Source organism: Tenacibaculum sp. SDUM215027 (genome assembly GCF_050566205.1).
Lineage (GTDB): Bacteria > Bacteroidota > Bacteroidia > Flavobacteriales > Flavobacteriaceae > Polaribacter.
Map to the genome: position 1 here is coordinate 24,312 of NZ_JBNXUE010000009.1, position 16,076 is coordinate 40,387.

13 protein-coding genes are annotated in these 16,076 nt (G+C 30.9%); 4 read left to right on the forward strand and 9 right to left on the reverse strand.

All coding sequences use genetic code 11. The features are described 5' to 3' along the window. The 5 genes from ACQYZ7_RS15935 to ACQYZ7_RS15955 are packed head-to-tail and all read right to left on the reverse strand — an operon-like array spanning position 1 to position 4,179. Positions 1 to 471 carry a hypothetical protein gene (locus ACQYZ7_RS15935; RefSeq protein WP_430730703.1) on the reverse strand — a complete coding sequence of 157 codons (471 nt, stop codon included), beginning with the start codon at positions 469 to 471 and terminating at the stop codon, positions 1 to 3. Positions 472 to 507: 36 nt separating this feature from the next. Beyond that, positions 508 to 1,761, reverse strand: a complete 1,254-nt coding sequence (locus tag ACQYZ7_RS15940) for a tetratricopeptide repeat protein (RefSeq protein WP_430730704.1) — start codon at positions 1,759 to 1,761, stop codon at positions 508 to 510. A 51-nt stretch (positions 1,762 to 1,812) separates the two neighbouring features. Further along, a complete protein-coding gene (locus ACQYZ7_RS15945; protein WP_430730705.1) occupies positions 1,813 to 3,339 on the reverse strand; it encodes a M56 family metallopeptidase in 1,527 nt (508 codons plus the stop codon). Next, a complete protein-coding gene (locus tag ACQYZ7_RS15950; protein ID WP_430730706.1) occupies positions 3,336 to 3,704 on the reverse strand; it encodes a BlaI/MecI/CopY family transcriptional regulator in 369 nt (122 codons plus the stop codon). Before ACQYZ7_RS15950 ends, ACQYZ7_RS15945 begins: the two co-directional genes overlap by 4 nt. A gap of 1 nt (position 3,705) precedes the next feature. Next, entirely contained in the window at positions 3,706 to 4,179 is a 474-nt protein-coding gene (locus ACQYZ7_RS15955) for a hypothetical protein (protein ID WP_430730707.1), read from the reverse strand. Between the two features lie 125 nt (positions 4,180 to 4,304). Between ACQYZ7_RS15955 and ACQYZ7_RS15960 the strand changes: the two genes are divergently transcribed. The 4 genes from ACQYZ7_RS15960 to ACQYZ7_RS15975 all read left to right on the forward strand — a co-directional run bounded on the left by ACQYZ7_RS15960 (position 4,305) and on the right by ACQYZ7_RS15975 (position 9,861). Beyond that, a complete protein-coding gene (locus ACQYZ7_RS15960) occupies positions 4,305 to 4,805 on the forward strand; it encodes a DUF456 domain-containing protein (RefSeq protein ID WP_099215456.1) in 501 nt (166 codons plus the stop codon). A 509-nt stretch (positions 4,806 to 5,314) separates the two neighbouring features. Beyond that, the gene (gene lysS / locus ACQYZ7_RS15965; RefSeq protein ID WP_430730708.1) at positions 5,315 to 7,012 is read left to right on the forward strand and encodes a lysine--tRNA ligase; all 1,698 of its coding nucleotides are present in this window, start codon (positions 5,315 to 5,317) and stop codon (positions 7,010 to 7,012) included. Positions 7,013 to 7,166: 154 nt separating this feature from the next. Beyond that, positions 7,167 to 7,664 (forward strand): hypothetical protein, encoded by a 498-nt coding sequence (locus tag ACQYZ7_RS15970; RefSeq protein WP_430730709.1) that lies wholly within the window; start codon positions 7,167 to 7,169, stop codon positions 7,662 to 7,664. Positions 7,665 to 7,833: 169 nt separating this feature from the next. Further along, the gene (locus ACQYZ7_RS15975) at positions 7,834 to 9,861 is read left to right on the forward strand and encodes a ComEC/Rec2 family competence protein (protein ID WP_430730710.1); all 2,028 of its coding nucleotides are present in this window, start codon (positions 7,834 to 7,836) and stop codon (positions 9,859 to 9,861) included. A 3-nt stretch (positions 9,862 to 9,864) separates the two neighbouring features. Here ACQYZ7_RS15975 and ACQYZ7_RS15980 read toward each other — a convergent pair whose 3' ends face one another. From ACQYZ7_RS15980 to ACQYZ7_RS15995, 4 genes are all read right to left on the reverse strand, one after another. Continuing rightward, on the reverse strand, positions 9,865 to 10,383 hold the full coding sequence (locus ACQYZ7_RS15980; RefSeq protein ID WP_430730711.1) for a thioredoxin family protein: 519 nt from the start codon (positions 10,381 to 10,383) through the stop codon (positions 9,865 to 9,867). A gap of 98 nt (positions 10,384 to 10,481) precedes the next feature. Beyond that, positions 10,482 to 12,236: a peptide MFS transporter gene (locus tag ACQYZ7_RS15985; protein WP_430730712.1), complete on the reverse strand. Its 1,755-nt coding sequence runs from the start codon at positions 12,234 to 12,236 to the stop codon at positions 10,482 to 10,484. 67 nt (positions 12,237 to 12,303) lie between these two features. Further along, entirely contained in the window at positions 12,304 to 13,860 is a 1,557-nt protein-coding gene (locus ACQYZ7_RS15990) for a peptide MFS transporter (protein WP_430730713.1), read from the reverse strand. 13 nt (positions 13,861 to 13,873) lie between these two features. Further along, positions 13,874 to 16,021 carry a S9 family peptidase gene (locus ACQYZ7_RS15995; protein WP_430730714.1) on the reverse strand — a complete coding sequence of 716 codons (2,148 nt, stop codon included), beginning with the start codon at positions 16,019 to 16,021 and terminating at the stop codon, positions 13,874 to 13,876. Between the last annotated feature and the right edge of the window lie 55 nt (positions 16,022 to 16,076).

Here is a 16,076-nt window from a genome sequence, read left to right on the forward strand (position 1 = left end):
CTATTCTGTTTTAATTTTAATAGGTAACTGATATTTTGTCACTACAGGAATCCCTCTTTTTTTAGCTGGGCTTATAATTGGTAGTTTTTCTATTACCAACTTTATTATGCTATCTAATTCTGGTAATTGATTTATAACAACATCAGAAGTAGTGACCTTTCCTAAAACAAACTTTCCTTCTTTATTAATTAAAACGTCAATTAAAACTTCTTCATTTATACTATTTTTAGTGACAAAGTTACGTTGCTTTAAACTCGTTGTTACTCTTTTATGAATTTCGTCCCTAAAACAACTAACTCTATCTTCTTTAAATAATTTTTTGCATTTACTAAAAGAAGGAGACTCATCTACTTTTGTAAAATCAACTACTGTATCTACAACTTGAGCGCTATCCTTTTTTGAGTATGAAAAAAAGTCGCAAGAAGAACATAGCAAAGCACAAGCTAAAAAAGTCACATAGCGAAAACTCATCTTATTGATTTTAAGATGAATATACAAAATTAAATACTATTGTAAAATCTCTCCTTGTAAGAAATAATACTTTTTAATTTCTTTTAGTCGTGTTTTTGCATGTTTTGTTAAAACTGAATCTTTTCTTTCAAAACGATTTATATAATTTTTATAGTGTTTATAAGCTATTCTTTTATCTTTATAATAATCCTCGCTAGTTTTAGCTAATTGATATAAAGCCTTATAATTTTTCCTATTTTCCTCAAAAGCTTTTTTATAAGATTTTAATTCTTCTTTAGGGTTTCCTAATTCTTCATAAACTCTTGCTAATTGATAATATTCAACATCTCTAGGCTCTTTACCAACAAAAGTTGCCACCATATAATCTAACTGAGCTTTGTAAAACTTTTTCTTTTCGAAATTAATGTCGCCTAAATAGGTATATGCTTTAAAATCTGATTTGTCAATTCTTATAGCTTTATTAAAATGCTTTTTTGCTTCGTCGTATTTCTTTAGATTAAAGTAACTACGCCCTAACATTTTTTGTGTGTAATGTTCGTTAGGCTCTAGGGTATCTATTCTTTGTAAATATTGAATGGCTTCTGTAAACTTCTCTTCTCTATATAAATCATTAATTTTCAACTTATTTAAATTGATATGATTAGGGTTCACTACCAAGCCTCTATTTATAAATATGTTTGCTGAATCTTTATCATGTAATAAAGTATAAGCTAATGCTAAATGGTGAATAGATTTAATGTGGGTTGTATCATTTTTATATGCCTCTAAAAAACTGTTTATTTTTAGATTTCGCTTTTTCAACATTCCATAAGCAATTCCCAATCGGTAATGATAATTTGCATTCGTACTATCTTGTTTAATGATATTTTTAAAAGTATCGATAGCTTTTGCTGGTTGCTTGGTTTGTGCATACAATTTTCCTAACTGATACTTAATAAATAAGTTTTCAGCATCCTCACTTATAATACCTTCATAAACATCAATAGCTTTTTGTAGCTTTTTTTCTTTTTTATATGCTTTTGCCAACCTTACTTTTACTGAATAATCATCTTTTAACTCCAATGCCTTTTCATAGTATAAAGAAGCCTTTTTATAATCATCAATTGAAGCGTAAATAGATGCTACTTTTGAAGTTGACTGAAAAGTAGGATCCAACTCATGTAACTTTGTTAATGCTGTTTGGTAGCGCCCTATATTCACTAAACTATCAATAGTTTTAAAAGTCGAAACTTGTGCCTCGACTTTTAGAAATGCTATTACAAAAACAATAAGTAAAATTTTATTTCTCACGTTTCTATTTTTGGTGTTGTTCATTGGTTATTTGTGACCAATATAATTAATTTATTCTACGTTAAATGTGATGGGTAAAGTATAGCCTACTCTTACCTTTTTGCCATTATGTTCACCTGGTTGCATTTGTGGCAATTTTTGTACCAATTCTTCTGCATGCTGTTTTAATGTAGGGTGCGGTGCTCTTGCATTTACATCAGTTACTTTACCATTCTTATCTACTCTAAACTGGATATAAATCTTTTTCTTTCCTCTTTTTAAATCTAAGTTTTTAGCTATGGATACGTCGAAATTTTCTTGCACAAACTTCATCATACTCTTATTAAAACAATCCTTATCACCTTCTGAACAACCTGGAAAAGTAGGCACTTTTTCAACAAGTGCGAAAGGCGCATTTTCTTCATCTATTGACTTATTCTTAATTTTCGAAAAATCTATAATATTTGCTATTACTTTTCTCCCATTCGGTTTTTTATACAATTTAAACTCTACAGTTTTGGAGTATGCATCGTCTTTTCCTTTAACATTACTAAAGTCCTCATCATATTCTAGCTTTTCTTCTGCTAATAAATCATTATATGATATCTCTTCCCATCCAGGAATTTCTGTTCCTTGATAAAAATCTAAATAAGTCTCTTTCTTTCCTACCATTTCTTTTTGGTACTCTTTTCCCATTTGTATATATATGGTGGTTAGTTCTTTTTTTGCTACTTCTTCATTACTTTCAGAACTCTCACTACATGCCGTATACAAAAGCATAGTTCCTAAGAGGGGAATTAGTAACAAATATTTTAGTTGTTTAATTTTTTTTGATTGTGTTTTTGTCATCATAATAATTCGTTTTTTGATTAATGAATGTTTGTAAAATTGATTAATGAATGAAATATGCTCGACCTGAAAAATATCAGCGAGTAAATGGTTTATATAGTTTTCTTTTTTATCTGATTTGCTGGCTACAGCATCTGAAATATATTCGTGAACTAGAGAGATACGGTTTTGATATACATATACCATTGGGTTAAACCACATAACTATTTTCAAGAACTCAAAAAACAACAGGTCTAATGTGTGTTTCTGTTCGCTATGTACCAATTCGTGCTGAATAATTTTTTCTTTTTTAGGAGAAGGAATTTCATTTCCCAAAAAAATATAATTGAAGAATGAAAACGCCTTAGTTTCTTTTGGAAGTAAAACCAACTTATAATTTTCTTTTTTAGCAACCCCATACTGTAAGACCAATCGTACGATTCGTTCTAACTTTATTAAAAACACTACAAAAAACAATAAACATCCAATCCAAAACAATACATCTAAATAATTAACAGATTGATACCAAGCAGCTTTTTCGATTACTTTTTGAGGTGATAACACTACCTCTGGTAATAAAGTGTAATATTCTTGAGGAACAGCTTTTTGAACTGTCGGAATTTTAAATAAAGGCAACATAAAAGAAAGTAATGCAGTGCTTAACAAGTACCATCTATTTTTATTGAAAAAAGTTTCTTTACTTAAAAAGAAATCATACACCGCTACAAAAAGAACTTGAAATAATACAACTTGAATAATGTAGTTTATCATGACTTCTTATTTTTATTCACCTCTTTTAAAATACTTTCTAGCTCTTGAATGTCCATTTTGTTTTCTTTCATAAAAAATGACACCATGCTTTTAAATGAACCTCCAAAATAACCGTTCATTAACTTGTGTAAACTCTCATTACTATACTCTGACTTTTCTACTAACGGATAATACACATACCCCCTACCTTTTGGCTCATGCCCTACAAACTCTTTTGTCTCCAAAATTCTAATAATAGTTGAAACTGTATTGTATGCTGGTTTTGGTTCTGGTAATTCGGTTATGACTTCTTTTACTGAAGCTTTATTCAACCTCCATAATACCTGCATTATTTGCTCTTCTGCCTTCGTTAATTGTTTACTCATTTTATTTATTTAAATATTTCACATTACCGCATTGGGCAAATTTTTCCTTCCTTGTTAAGTCTATTTTTAACTTTGTGATATTTTCAGTCAGCAATTGTTCATATTCTCTCTTTTTACTACTAGTAACATTTTCATTCATTACTTTAAACATCATATAATTCACTTCTCCATCTTTATTAAAATAAATTTTATTGAGTATTTTCACAGAACTGTCTTTTACTCCCCAATCAAAGTCATTCTCTTTTAAAACCTTCCCTACTTGTTTATGAAAATCACCCCATGATTTCGTTACTTCCTTATATTCTTCATCTGTTGTAAATTCTGGATTTAATAAATTTTTATACTTAGTATCTAGATCTAGCTTTTTTATTTCATTAATTGCTACTTCATTTTGAAGATTTACAACTACTTCTTCATTTTCTTTACTACATGAAAACAATACAATAAGTAAACAAACCAATAATAACTTTCTCATATTTGATGCTTTATATTTTTAAACTACAATAACAAATATAACTAAAAAATTAGTTTAAACTAATTTTTTAGTTAATAAATATGTAACAAAGCTTTCATATCTTCGTCTTATCTATAAAAAAGTTAATGGATATATTTTTAGTTATACTCGGATTTGTATTTGCTTGTTTAGGAATTATTGGTTCATTTCTACCAGTATTACCAGGGCCTATTACTAGCTGGGTAGGTTTGTTATTATTACACTTAACAAAAGCTGTTCCTCAAAATTGGACATTTTTAGGAATCACTTTAGCTATTGCTGTCATTATATTTTTTCTTGATTACTTTATCCCTGCAATGGGAACTAAACGATTTGGAGGTACGAAATATGGAGTATACGGTACTACTATCGGTTTAATTATTGGATTACTCTCTCCTATTCCTTTCGGAATTTTAATTGGCGCTTTCGTAGGTGCTTTGGTTGGTGAATTAATTTATGATAGTAAAGATACTAATAGAGCAATCAAAGCATCATTTGGTGCTTTTTTAGGGTTTTTAGCCTCGGCTACAATTAAGTTTTCAATATCTATGGTATTCTTAGTACTGTTTTTTGTTAAGTTCTGGGAGTATAAAGCCGCTTTTTTTTAGGAAAAAGTTTCTTTTACATTTCAATTCTAACTATAAAGCTCTTCTTCATTCGGCTAATACTTTTTATCTTTTTTGAACTAGGGAGTAAAGAAATTGAGAAATCTCATGTAAGGGAGTAACTCATAACCTTAAGATTTCTCTCTTCGGTCGAAATGACGATTAATTATTTAGCCCCGATTGAAGCATTTGTTTGAGCTCCTCGTAGAGAGCGAGTGCTGAAAGCGGGAAATAGCTTCATAATAAACGTAACTAAACTGCAAAAAAAAAGCAACCCATCTAAGGGAAGCTTTCCATTGGTTAACAAAACCATGATACTATTTAAAGTATCTAACAACACAACTAAATGCTGTCCTTTTAAAATTAGACAGCCTGCAAATATACATCCTTTTTTAAAACCTACAAATAAAAATTACTTTTTTTATAAAATCTATATGATACTACCGTTGTCTAATTTTGTAATAGATTGTATCTTTACACCTTTAAACAAAAATTACTTAAAAATTAAGTCAATGCAATTATCAGAACAAGAAGTTGTACGTAGAGAAAAACTATCAAAATTACGTGAATTGGGTATCAATCCATATCCAGCAGATTTATTTCCATTAGATTCTAATTCCAAACAGATTAAACAGGAGTTTAAAGAAGGAAAGAAGGTCGTAATTGCTGGTAGATTAATGTCTCGTCGTATTCAAGGAAAGGCTTCTTTTGCTGAATTGCAAGATAGTGAAGGACGTATTCAGATATACTTTAACAGAGATGAAATTTGTACAGGTGAAGACAAAACTTTGTACAACGAAGTATATAAGAAATTACTAGATATTGGTGATTTTGTAGGTATTGAAGGAGAGTTATTTAAAACTCAAGTTGGAGAAATTACTGTAATGGTAAAAGATTTTAAATTATTAAGTAAGTCTTTAAAGCCTTTGCCGTTACCAAAAGTAGATGCTGAAGGAAATACTTTTGATGGATTTACCGACCCCGAAATGCGTTACCGTCAGCGTTATGCTGATTTGGTTGTGAACCCGCAAGTAAAGGACGTGTTTGTAAAACGTACAAAGTTATTCAACGCCATGCGTCAGTTTTTCAACGATGCAGGATATTTTGAAGTAGAAACACCTATTCTACAACCAATTCCTGGTGGTGCAGCAGCAAGACCATTTATTACACATCATAATGCATTAGATATTCCATTATACATGCGTATAGCTAATGAATTATACTTAAAGCGTTTGATTGTTGGTGGTTTTGATGGTGTATATGAGTTTTCTAAAAACTTCCGTAACGAGGGAATGGACAGAACACATAATCCAGAATTTACCGCAATGGAAATTTATGTAGCTTACAAAGACTACAACTGGATGATGGAATTCACTGAAAAATTATTAGAGCACTGTGCTTTAGCTGTAAACGGAACTACTGAAGCTACTTTTGGAGAGCATAAAGTTGACTTTAAAGCTCCATATGCACGTGTTACTATGACAGATTCTATCAAACACTTTACTGGTTTTGATATCAACGGAAAATCGGAAGATGAAATCCGTAAAGCTGCTCAAGACATGGGTATCGAAGTGGATGAAACGATGGGTAAAGGAAAGTTAATTGATGAGATTTTTGGTGAGAAATGTGAAGGAAACTACATTCAACCAACATTTATTACCGATTATCCTAAGGAAATGTCTCCATTGTGTAAAGAGCACCGTGACAATCCTGAATTAACAGAGCGTTTTGAACTAATGGTTTGTGGTAAAGAAATTGCCAATGCATATTCTGAATTGAACGACCCAATCGACCAACGTGAGCGTTTTGAAGCTCAGTTAAAGTTAGCTGCTCGTGGTGATGATGAAGCTGGTGAGTTTATCGATCAAGATTTCTTACGTGCGTTAGAATATGGTATGCCTCCTACTTCTGGATTAGGAATTGGAATGGATCGTTTAATTATGTATTTAACGAACAATCCGTCTATTCAAGAAGTATTATTCTTCCCTCAAATGAAGCCAGAAAAACAAGCTCCTTCAGTTGAATTGAACGACGATGAAAAAGCTGTGTTAGCACTATTAGAAAAAGCTGAAAAAATAGGTTTAAACGAATTAAAAACACAAAGTGGTTTGTCTAACAAAAAATGGGATAAAACCATTAAAGGATTAACCAAAAACAGTCTTGCTAAAGTTGAAAAAACTGAGGAAGGTTTGTTTGTAGAAATCGTATAACGCATTTCAAAAAACTATATAAAATTAAAAAGCAATCTCATTTGAGGTTGCTTTTTTGTTTGGTTTTTATGCTTATTTAGATAACTTAGCTATAAACAGATATAAGTCAATAAAAAGAACTCATATCTCCAATAACGAAATGTAATTTGAAAAAATGAGCGAATCAAAAGAGACAAACAAGATATTACAAAGAATTTTAGAATTACTTGCCAAAAACGAAGCTCGTATTAACACGAATGAAATGACTGCTGAAGGTGATGAATTAATTAAGAAGGCTGAAAAAGAAGCAGAAGATGCTTCTAAAAAAATACAGTCAACTTTTGATCGGATTCACGACAAACTTTTCAATTTTAATAATATGCTCATAGCTGCATTTCTTGGGTTAAGTAAATTTCCAACTGATAACACAATCTTGAGTCTTTGGATGGCAATCCTGCCTATTGCAAATTTGATTTATTTAATGTTTTTGGAATATTGGCAAATGGAAATTTATAGACACGTTGCGAAGCGAATGGAATGGGAATTAGACTTAAATAAAGATGTTAAAAAATATGGAAGCATGATTAAACGACAAAATTTAAGGTCATTATTATCAATTTTTACAACATTTGGACTTTTTATCTTTTTGGTAATTAAAATTTTGACTTATTAAAACTAACAATCTATAACGGTGAGTTCTACTATATCCAAATTCAGTTAGAATTGATATTACTCGGGCTAAACCCCAAATTAATGCATAAAAACCTGTAACTAACAGTTATTCAACATCATAATAAACTAAATTTTTCATATTCGCAGTTTTTTCATAACTTTAAAGAGCTATGAAAAAATTGTTAGAATACCCTCCTTTTCACTTTTTGGTGTGCCTTATTGTTGGTATAACTCTTCAGTTTTATATACAGATTTGGCTGTATGGTTTTATATATTTGCTTTCTTCTTTAATAGGTTTTTTAATTATTCTTTATTTTTTAAAAAGAACTCAAACACGAAAAACATTTAGTGCTGCCGCACTACTATTCTTTGTTTTTATCGGAATTAGCGCTACTTATATTCACAATCCGAAGAATTATGCGAGTTATTATGAACATCAATTAACTGAAAATTTCACTGCTGTACTTACCATACAAAAAGTATTAAAACCTGGGAATTACTATACAAAGTATGTTGCCAAAGTTTCACAAGTTGATTCTACTAAAACCACTGGATATATTCTTCTAAACATTCAAAAGGATAGTTTATCATCCCCTTTAAAAGTTGGTCATCGAATTTTTATAAAAACTCCTTTTAAAGAATTAATTCCTCCTTTAAATCCGCATCAGTTTGATTATAAACAGTATTTAGCCAAACAATACATTTACCATCAAGTATTTTTAAACAAGCAGCAGTTCAAACAATTAGAAAATACTAGCTTTTCTTTAGTTGGTTTATCAGCTAACCTCAGAGAGAAAATACAGGCTTCTTTAAAAAAGTATCATTTTTCAAATAACGAGTTTGCAGTAATTAATGCTTTGTTGTTAGGACAACGACAAGAAATTTCAAAAGATTTGTTAGAAAGCTACACAAATGCTGGTGCTATTCATATTCTAGCTATTTCTGGGCTACATATTGGTATTTTACTCTTACTCCTCTCCTATTTGTTTAAGCCTATAGAAAAGCTTCCTTACGGGGTGCTTATAAAAGCCGTTTCTATAGTATTACTACTTTGGTGTTTTGCTTTTATAGCTGGTTTATCCGCGTCAGTAGTTAGAGCCGTAACCATGTTTACTTTTGTGGCTATCGGGCAATCGTTTAAACGTAAAAAAATTATAGAGTACTCCTTAATCAGCTCTATGCTCTTCCTGCTTTTGATAAAGCCAATGTTTTTATTTGATGTCGGATTTCAATTGAGTTATTTAGCCGTTTTTGGCATTGTTTGGGTACAACCTTTACTCTATAATCTTTGGAATCCTAAGTTTTGGTTACTTGATAAAGGTTGGAGCTTGTTTACGGTTTCGATAGCAGCACAAGCAGGAATCTTACCCATTAGTTTGTATTACTTTCATCAATTTCCTGGGTTGTTTATTATATCAAACTTAATTATCATTCCTTTTTTAAGTAGTATTTTACTCCTAGGAATTGTTGTAATTCTTTTAGCTGTCTTAAACAGCTTACCCCAGTTCATCGCTGATGTTTATGGATCTATTATTTCTTTAATGAATCGTTTTGTCGACTGGGTTTCACATCAAGAAGATTTTTTATTGAAAGAAATTCCCATGTCTTTAACAACTATGGTGGTTTGGTATGTTTTAATCGTTCTCTTATATCGAGTTTGGATTCGAAAAACTTCAAAAAGTATCATTTTCTTATTAACTTCAATTATAGTACTACAGGGATTTTATTTTTATGAGAAATATCAAATTAGCAACAAAGTTGAATTCATTGTATTTCATAAAAGCCGACAGTCTGTTTTAGGAAAAAGAAATGGTAAAGAATTATCAATTTTTAGTTCTTTAAATGACTCTGTTCTTCATCAGCAAAAACTATTACTATCTTATAGAGTTGGTGAACATATTTCCTCAAAAAGTATTGATTCGGTTTTTAACATCATCTCATACAAAAACAAACAAATTTTGATTGTAGATAGTTTAGGCGTGTATCAAATAAATGGCATTCAAAATCCGACAGTTATTCTACAAAATAGTCCCAAAATAAATTTAAACAGACTTATTACTTCGCTAAAACCTCAACAAATTATTGCTGATGGTAGTAACTATAAATCGTACATCAATAGATGGAAAGAAACCTGTTGTAAACAAAAAACACCATTTTGGCATACTGGTCAAAATGGTGCTTTTATCTTTGAAGAATAATTTTTACATGGCGCTTTTAAAGTTTTTTTCAAACTCTGGCCAAGGTGTGTTTTTGTAGTTATCTTTATTAAAATACGCTAGTATTTTTTCAAATCTTTTTTCTTCTAAATATCCAGGAACATTCTGTAACAATTGCCTTTCTGTATTAAAAAAAGCTGTTGATGGATAACTTAGCTGCCCTTTCATAATCGCTGCTGCTAATTGATGATATCCTCTTCTTCCCTGAGCTTCATACTTAAAAGTTTTACCTTGAAAAGTAATATCGTGTTTTGCTTCCCCGTTTAATTTTACTGGGTAATAATGCGTATTGATATACGCAACAATTGTTTTATTTTTATAAGTGGTTTTATCCATTTTTTTACACCAGCCACACCAATCGGTATAAATATCTACTAAAATTGGTTTTGGATCTTTCTCACTCATTTCCATTGCCTTTTCAAAGCTTAACCAATTTACTTTATCTTGTGCTTTTACCCCTAATGAAATAACGGTTAAAACTACTACTATTATTATTTTTTTCATACTCCTTAAGTCTCAATAAGTGTTCCAAATTTACAAAAAAACCTGCCAATATTTAAAATTGACAGGTTGTAAAATATTGTTTTAACGTTTATTTAGAGTTATTTAACTCCATGCATTAATTTTTTCAGAAGTGGGTGTAGTAATAATGAAACTATACCTAATACAAACGGTACAATAGCAAATATCAAGAAAAAACCTGATAAACTATACTCCTGTGTAATTTTTTCTATATCACCTCCAATGTAATGAGCTAATTTATTACCTATTGCAATTGCCAAATAGTAAACTCCAAACATAAACGCAATCATACGAGTTGGAATTAACTTACTTAAATACGATAATCCCATTGGAGATAAACAAAGCTCACCTAAAGTATGGAATAAATACGCTAATACTAACCAAACCATACTTAAACTTGCTCCTTCTGCTCCTGCAGCAACATTTCTTGCACCAAACGCAAGAAAACCAAAACCTAAAGCTAATAGTGCTAATCCTAAGAAATATTTTACAGATGCTGGAGGATTATAGCTACTATCCCACCATTTAGTAAATAACGGAGCAAAAATAATAATGAATAACGAATTTAATATCGCAAACCAAGTTACTGGCACCTCTGTATTAGGATCATTGAACTCTACATAAAGCTTGTACAAAACAATAGCCCAAACGATTAAGAAGCTTGTTCCTAATATAATATTGGCTAAACCTATTTTTTTAAACGTCTTTTTAAATAAACTAATTAATACATAGGTAATTATACCTAATGGTACAACTGTCACCAATAAATCTACTACTTTAAATACTGTTCCAGCAGTACCTTCCAAAATTCTATTTGTAAAATCTCTGGTATAAATTGGAAGTGATCCAGCTGCTTGTTCAAATGCAGCCCAGAAAAATATGGTAAATAGAGAGAAAATAGAAAAAGCTATCATTCTGTCTCTTTCTATTTTTGTGTACCTAGGAATTCTAACAATTAACAACACAATAAAACTAATTGCAGCTAACAGAGCAAAAAACAAAGAGTCACTCAATCCTGCAACTGTAAAGTTTAATGTTTGTATGTTCCCTATTTTACTTAACGGATCGTTGAAAATAAATATTAATGCAGAAACAGTAAAAACTGCTATTAATGCATAGTCTACTATTGAAAAAGGGTTTCTTTTTTCAGTATCAACATCAACTGTTTGCGTAGAGTCTTCTACATTTTTCTTTACAGGTTTATCCCCTAAGCTTCCAAAAAGAGGTTGTGCAAAATAAAACTGTAGCATCCCTAACAGCATAAAAATACCTGCTAAACCGAATCCCCATGACCAACCTATTTTCTCACCAACCCAACCACAAAGCATTATTCCAATAAAAGCTCCAGCATTAACTCCCATATAAAAAATGTTGTAAGCACCATCTTTCTTGGCATCCTTACCTGCATACATTTTTGAGATAATTGAAGTCATATTAGGTTTAAAAAAACCATTTCCTACAATTAATAAAGCAATTCCTATATAAAGAAAAGTAGGCGTTTCAACTGCCATTGCTGCATGTCCAAGTGTCATTAATAATGCACCAATAACTACTGCCATTCTATAGCCTATTTTATTATCTGCTAACCATCCTCCTAACAAAGGTGTCAGGTAAACAAACAAGGCGTATGTTCCTAAAAGCGATAATGCTGCTGATGTGCTCCATCCCCATCCTGGGTTATTACCTGTTATAGCTCCGGTTAAAAAAATAACTAAAATAGCTCGCATTCCGTAATACGAAAAACGCTCCCACATTTCAGTAAAAAACAAAACGAACAAACCTGCTGGGTGTCCTAAAACTTTGTCTTTAAATAAATTTTCAATATCTGTACTCATTCTTCTTAATATATAGTTTATAATAGAAAAACCTTAATAGTATATACTACCAAGGTTTGTTTGTTTTTTAGTTATTATCTGCTAATTCGAATCCTTCTGCTTCTTCGTTTGTCAAGTCTCTCTCTTTCTCTTCAGCTCCATGTGTAAGTCGTTTCAACGGTTTTAACATTAAAATGAATAACCCTCCTATTACTACAGTAAATATTAAAATTCCTGAAAAAATAGTTAGTTCTCCAAACTCCGAAGCAGACTCACCTACAATTCCAGCTACTTTATTCCCTAAACCTGTAGCTGCAAAATATACTCCCATCATTAAGGCTGCATATTTTACAGGGGCCAGCTTAGTGATAAACGATAATGCTACTGGAGAAATACATAACTCCCCTATAGTATGAAATAAATATGCTAACACTAACCATAACATACTTGATGAACCTGATTTATCAAATTCCATTGCTGCAAAAACCATAAATAAGAAACCAAATCCCATTATTATTATCCCTAAAGCCATTTTAAATAAAGAAGAAGCCTCTTTTCCTTTAAGTTTTCTTTTAGCCCAAAAGCTTGCTACTCCAGTGGCAAATAAAATTATAAACCCTGCATTTAAGCTTTGAAACATAACTGTAGGTACTTGCCAACCAAACAGATTTCTATCTGTATTTGTTTCTGTATACAAATTCATTAAACCTCCAGCTTGTTCAAATGCTCCCCAAAATATTATAACCATTATAAATGATAATAAAAGCACTAAGAAACGATCTTTAAAAACCTGTGTTTCTAATTCTTTATATATCATCATTAACAAAGCTGTTATTCCTGTTAAAAATAAAAACAACAAACCATAACCCCAACCTAGTTTATACCATCCTAGAGCAGATCCACATAACAATATAACTACAAAAATCAATTGTTTTGGTGAATTAAATAGTTTTGAATACAACTTTCCATAAGAAATTGAATTATTATCCTTATTACTTGGCACAAAATTACCAACCTCCTTTAAATATTTTTGACCATATAAGTAATTAATTAAACCTAAAACCATAACAACTCCTGCTAACCCAAAACCAGCATGCCAGCCCCATTCTGCAACAACCAAACCTACAATCATAGTTGCTAATAAAGATCCTAAGTTTATTCCTATATAAAAAATAGAAAAACCTTTATCTCTTCGGATATCTCCCTCCTTATATAAACCTCCAACCATCGTTGAAATATTTGGTTTCAATAAACCAACTCCTAAAATCACCAAACCTAATCCTGTATAAAAAGCCCAAATGTCAGTTAATATTAATACACCATGCCCCAAACATAAAATAATAGCTCCCCATAAAACGGATTTCTTCTGTCCTAATAACTTATCTGCTATCATTCCTCCAGGAATAGACATTACATAAACAAGCATTGTATACCATCCATAAAGAGCCAGTGCTTCTTTACTAGTCCACCCTAAACCAGCTCCTCTTGGATCATCTCCCATAGCCGATGTAGTCATATATAAAACTAATAAAGCTCTCATCCCATAATAAGAAAAACGCTCCCACATTTCTGTTAAAAATAAAATATACAGACCTACTGGTTGCCCAAATAGCTCTTTTTCATGTGCCTGTTTAACTGTACTCATAGTTTGTCGAATTTTATAGGTTGTTTTTAATAAAGTTAGTCATTTTAGTATACAGGTGTAAACGTGTGTTTCCTCCGTAAATACCATGATTCTTATCTGGATACATTCCCCATTCAAACTGCTTGTTTGCTTGAATTAACGCTTCTGCCATTCTATAAGCATTTTGCACATGTACATTATCATCACCTGTTCCGTGAATTAATAAGTATTTTCCTTTTAATAACTCTGGATAATTTAATGGAGAGTTATCATCATATCCTGTTGGATTTTCCTCAGGCGTACGCATGTAACGTTCCGTATAAACAGTATCATAGAATCGCCAAGTAGTAACTGGTGCTACTGCTATTGCTGCAGCAAACACATCATTACCTTTTAACAAACAGTTTGTACTCATATGTCCTCCAAAAGACCATCCCCAAATACCGATTCTATTAGCATCTACATACGATAATTTTGCTAACTCTTTAGCTACTGAAATTTGATCTTCTGTTTCATACTTCACTAAATTCATATAAGTAACTTTCTTAAAGTCACGTCCTTTAAAACCTGTTCCTCTTCCATCTACACAAACTACGATGTAACCATTTTGCACTAACATTTGGTGCCAATAATCGTTAGAACCATTCCAGCTGTTTTTTACATTTTGAGAACCTGGTCCTGAGTATTGATACATTAATACAGGATACTTTTTATTTGCATCAAAATTTGCAGGTTTGATAGTGTACATATTTAAGTCGTTTCCATTTACATTAATTGTAGAAAACTCTTTTTTACTTAAATTATATCCTGCAATAGTTTCTTTTAAAGCTGCATTATCTTTTATAGTTTTTAACACCTTCCCTTCATCATTTCTTAACGTATACACTGGTGGTGTATTTACGTCAGAAAAGGTATTAATAAAATAGTGCATATTTTTACTAAAGGCAGCATTGTTTGTTCCTGAAGAGTTGCTTAACAACTTTTTGTTTTTTCCTTCTAAAGAAACACTATATACTCCTCTATTGATAGAACCATTTTCTACTGATTGATAATAAATAGTTTTCTTATCTGCATTATATCCGTAGTATGAAGTAACCTCCCAGTTTCCTTTAGTTACTTGATTTAATAATTTTCCGTCCTTATCATAGTGATAAATATGGTTGTACCCATCTTTTTCACTTGTCCAAATAAAACTATTATCATCTAAAAAAGTTAAATCATCTGTAACATCCACATAGGCTTTATCAGTTTCGTTTAAAACTACAGAACTATTAAAAGTAGTTGCATCAACAAAATACATTTTTAAATCATTTTGGTGACGATTTAATGTTCTAACAGCTAATATATTTGGGTTGTTTGTCCAGTTAATTCTTGGAATATACTCGTAATCTCCAACTCTAATTTCTGCAGTCTTATTAGTTTCTAATGAAAATATACGTAATACCACTTTAGCATTTTCCTCTCCTGCTTTTGGGTATTTGAACACATGCTGTGTTGGATATTTTTCTTTTCCATATACGTCCATTGAAAAAGTTTTAACTTTACTTTCATCAAAACGTAAATATGCTAAATTTTTACTGTCTTTACTCCATTCAAATGCTTTTACGAAACCAAATTCCTCTTCATAAACCCAATCAGTAATACCGTTAATGATTTCATTCTTTTTACCACTATTGGTAATTTGAATTACAATATTGGCATCTGAATAATCTTTAATAAATAAATTGTTGTCTTTAGCGTACGCTATTTTTTTACTGTCAGGAGAAAAAGTTGGTTCCTGAATATCTTCTCCTATTAAGTCTAATGATTTTGTAGCTATATCATACACATAGAATGTACCTAAATATGAATGACGAAAAATTTGTTTGAAGTTTGTTCCTAAAATTAATTTAGTCTCATCGTTGTTAAAGCTATATGATTGAAAATATTCTAATCCAGCTAAATCTTTACTATCAACTATAGTTGCTACTTTTTCTAAAGTTTCGTAGCTGTATTTATCTACAGTAGAACTGCCTTCTCCATAATTCAATAGCGAATAAAAATCTCCATTCATAGAATTTAAAGAGTTCATATAATCGGCTCTAAACGTGCCTTTTCGCCATATATCCTCTAAAGAAATATCTTTTTTTTGAGCTTGTACTAGCGAAGATATCCCTATAAACAATAGTAATAATTTCTTCATGTTAAGTTGTTGTTTATCTAAAAAGTTTGCCAAGTTTACGGAAAAATAGCCAAAA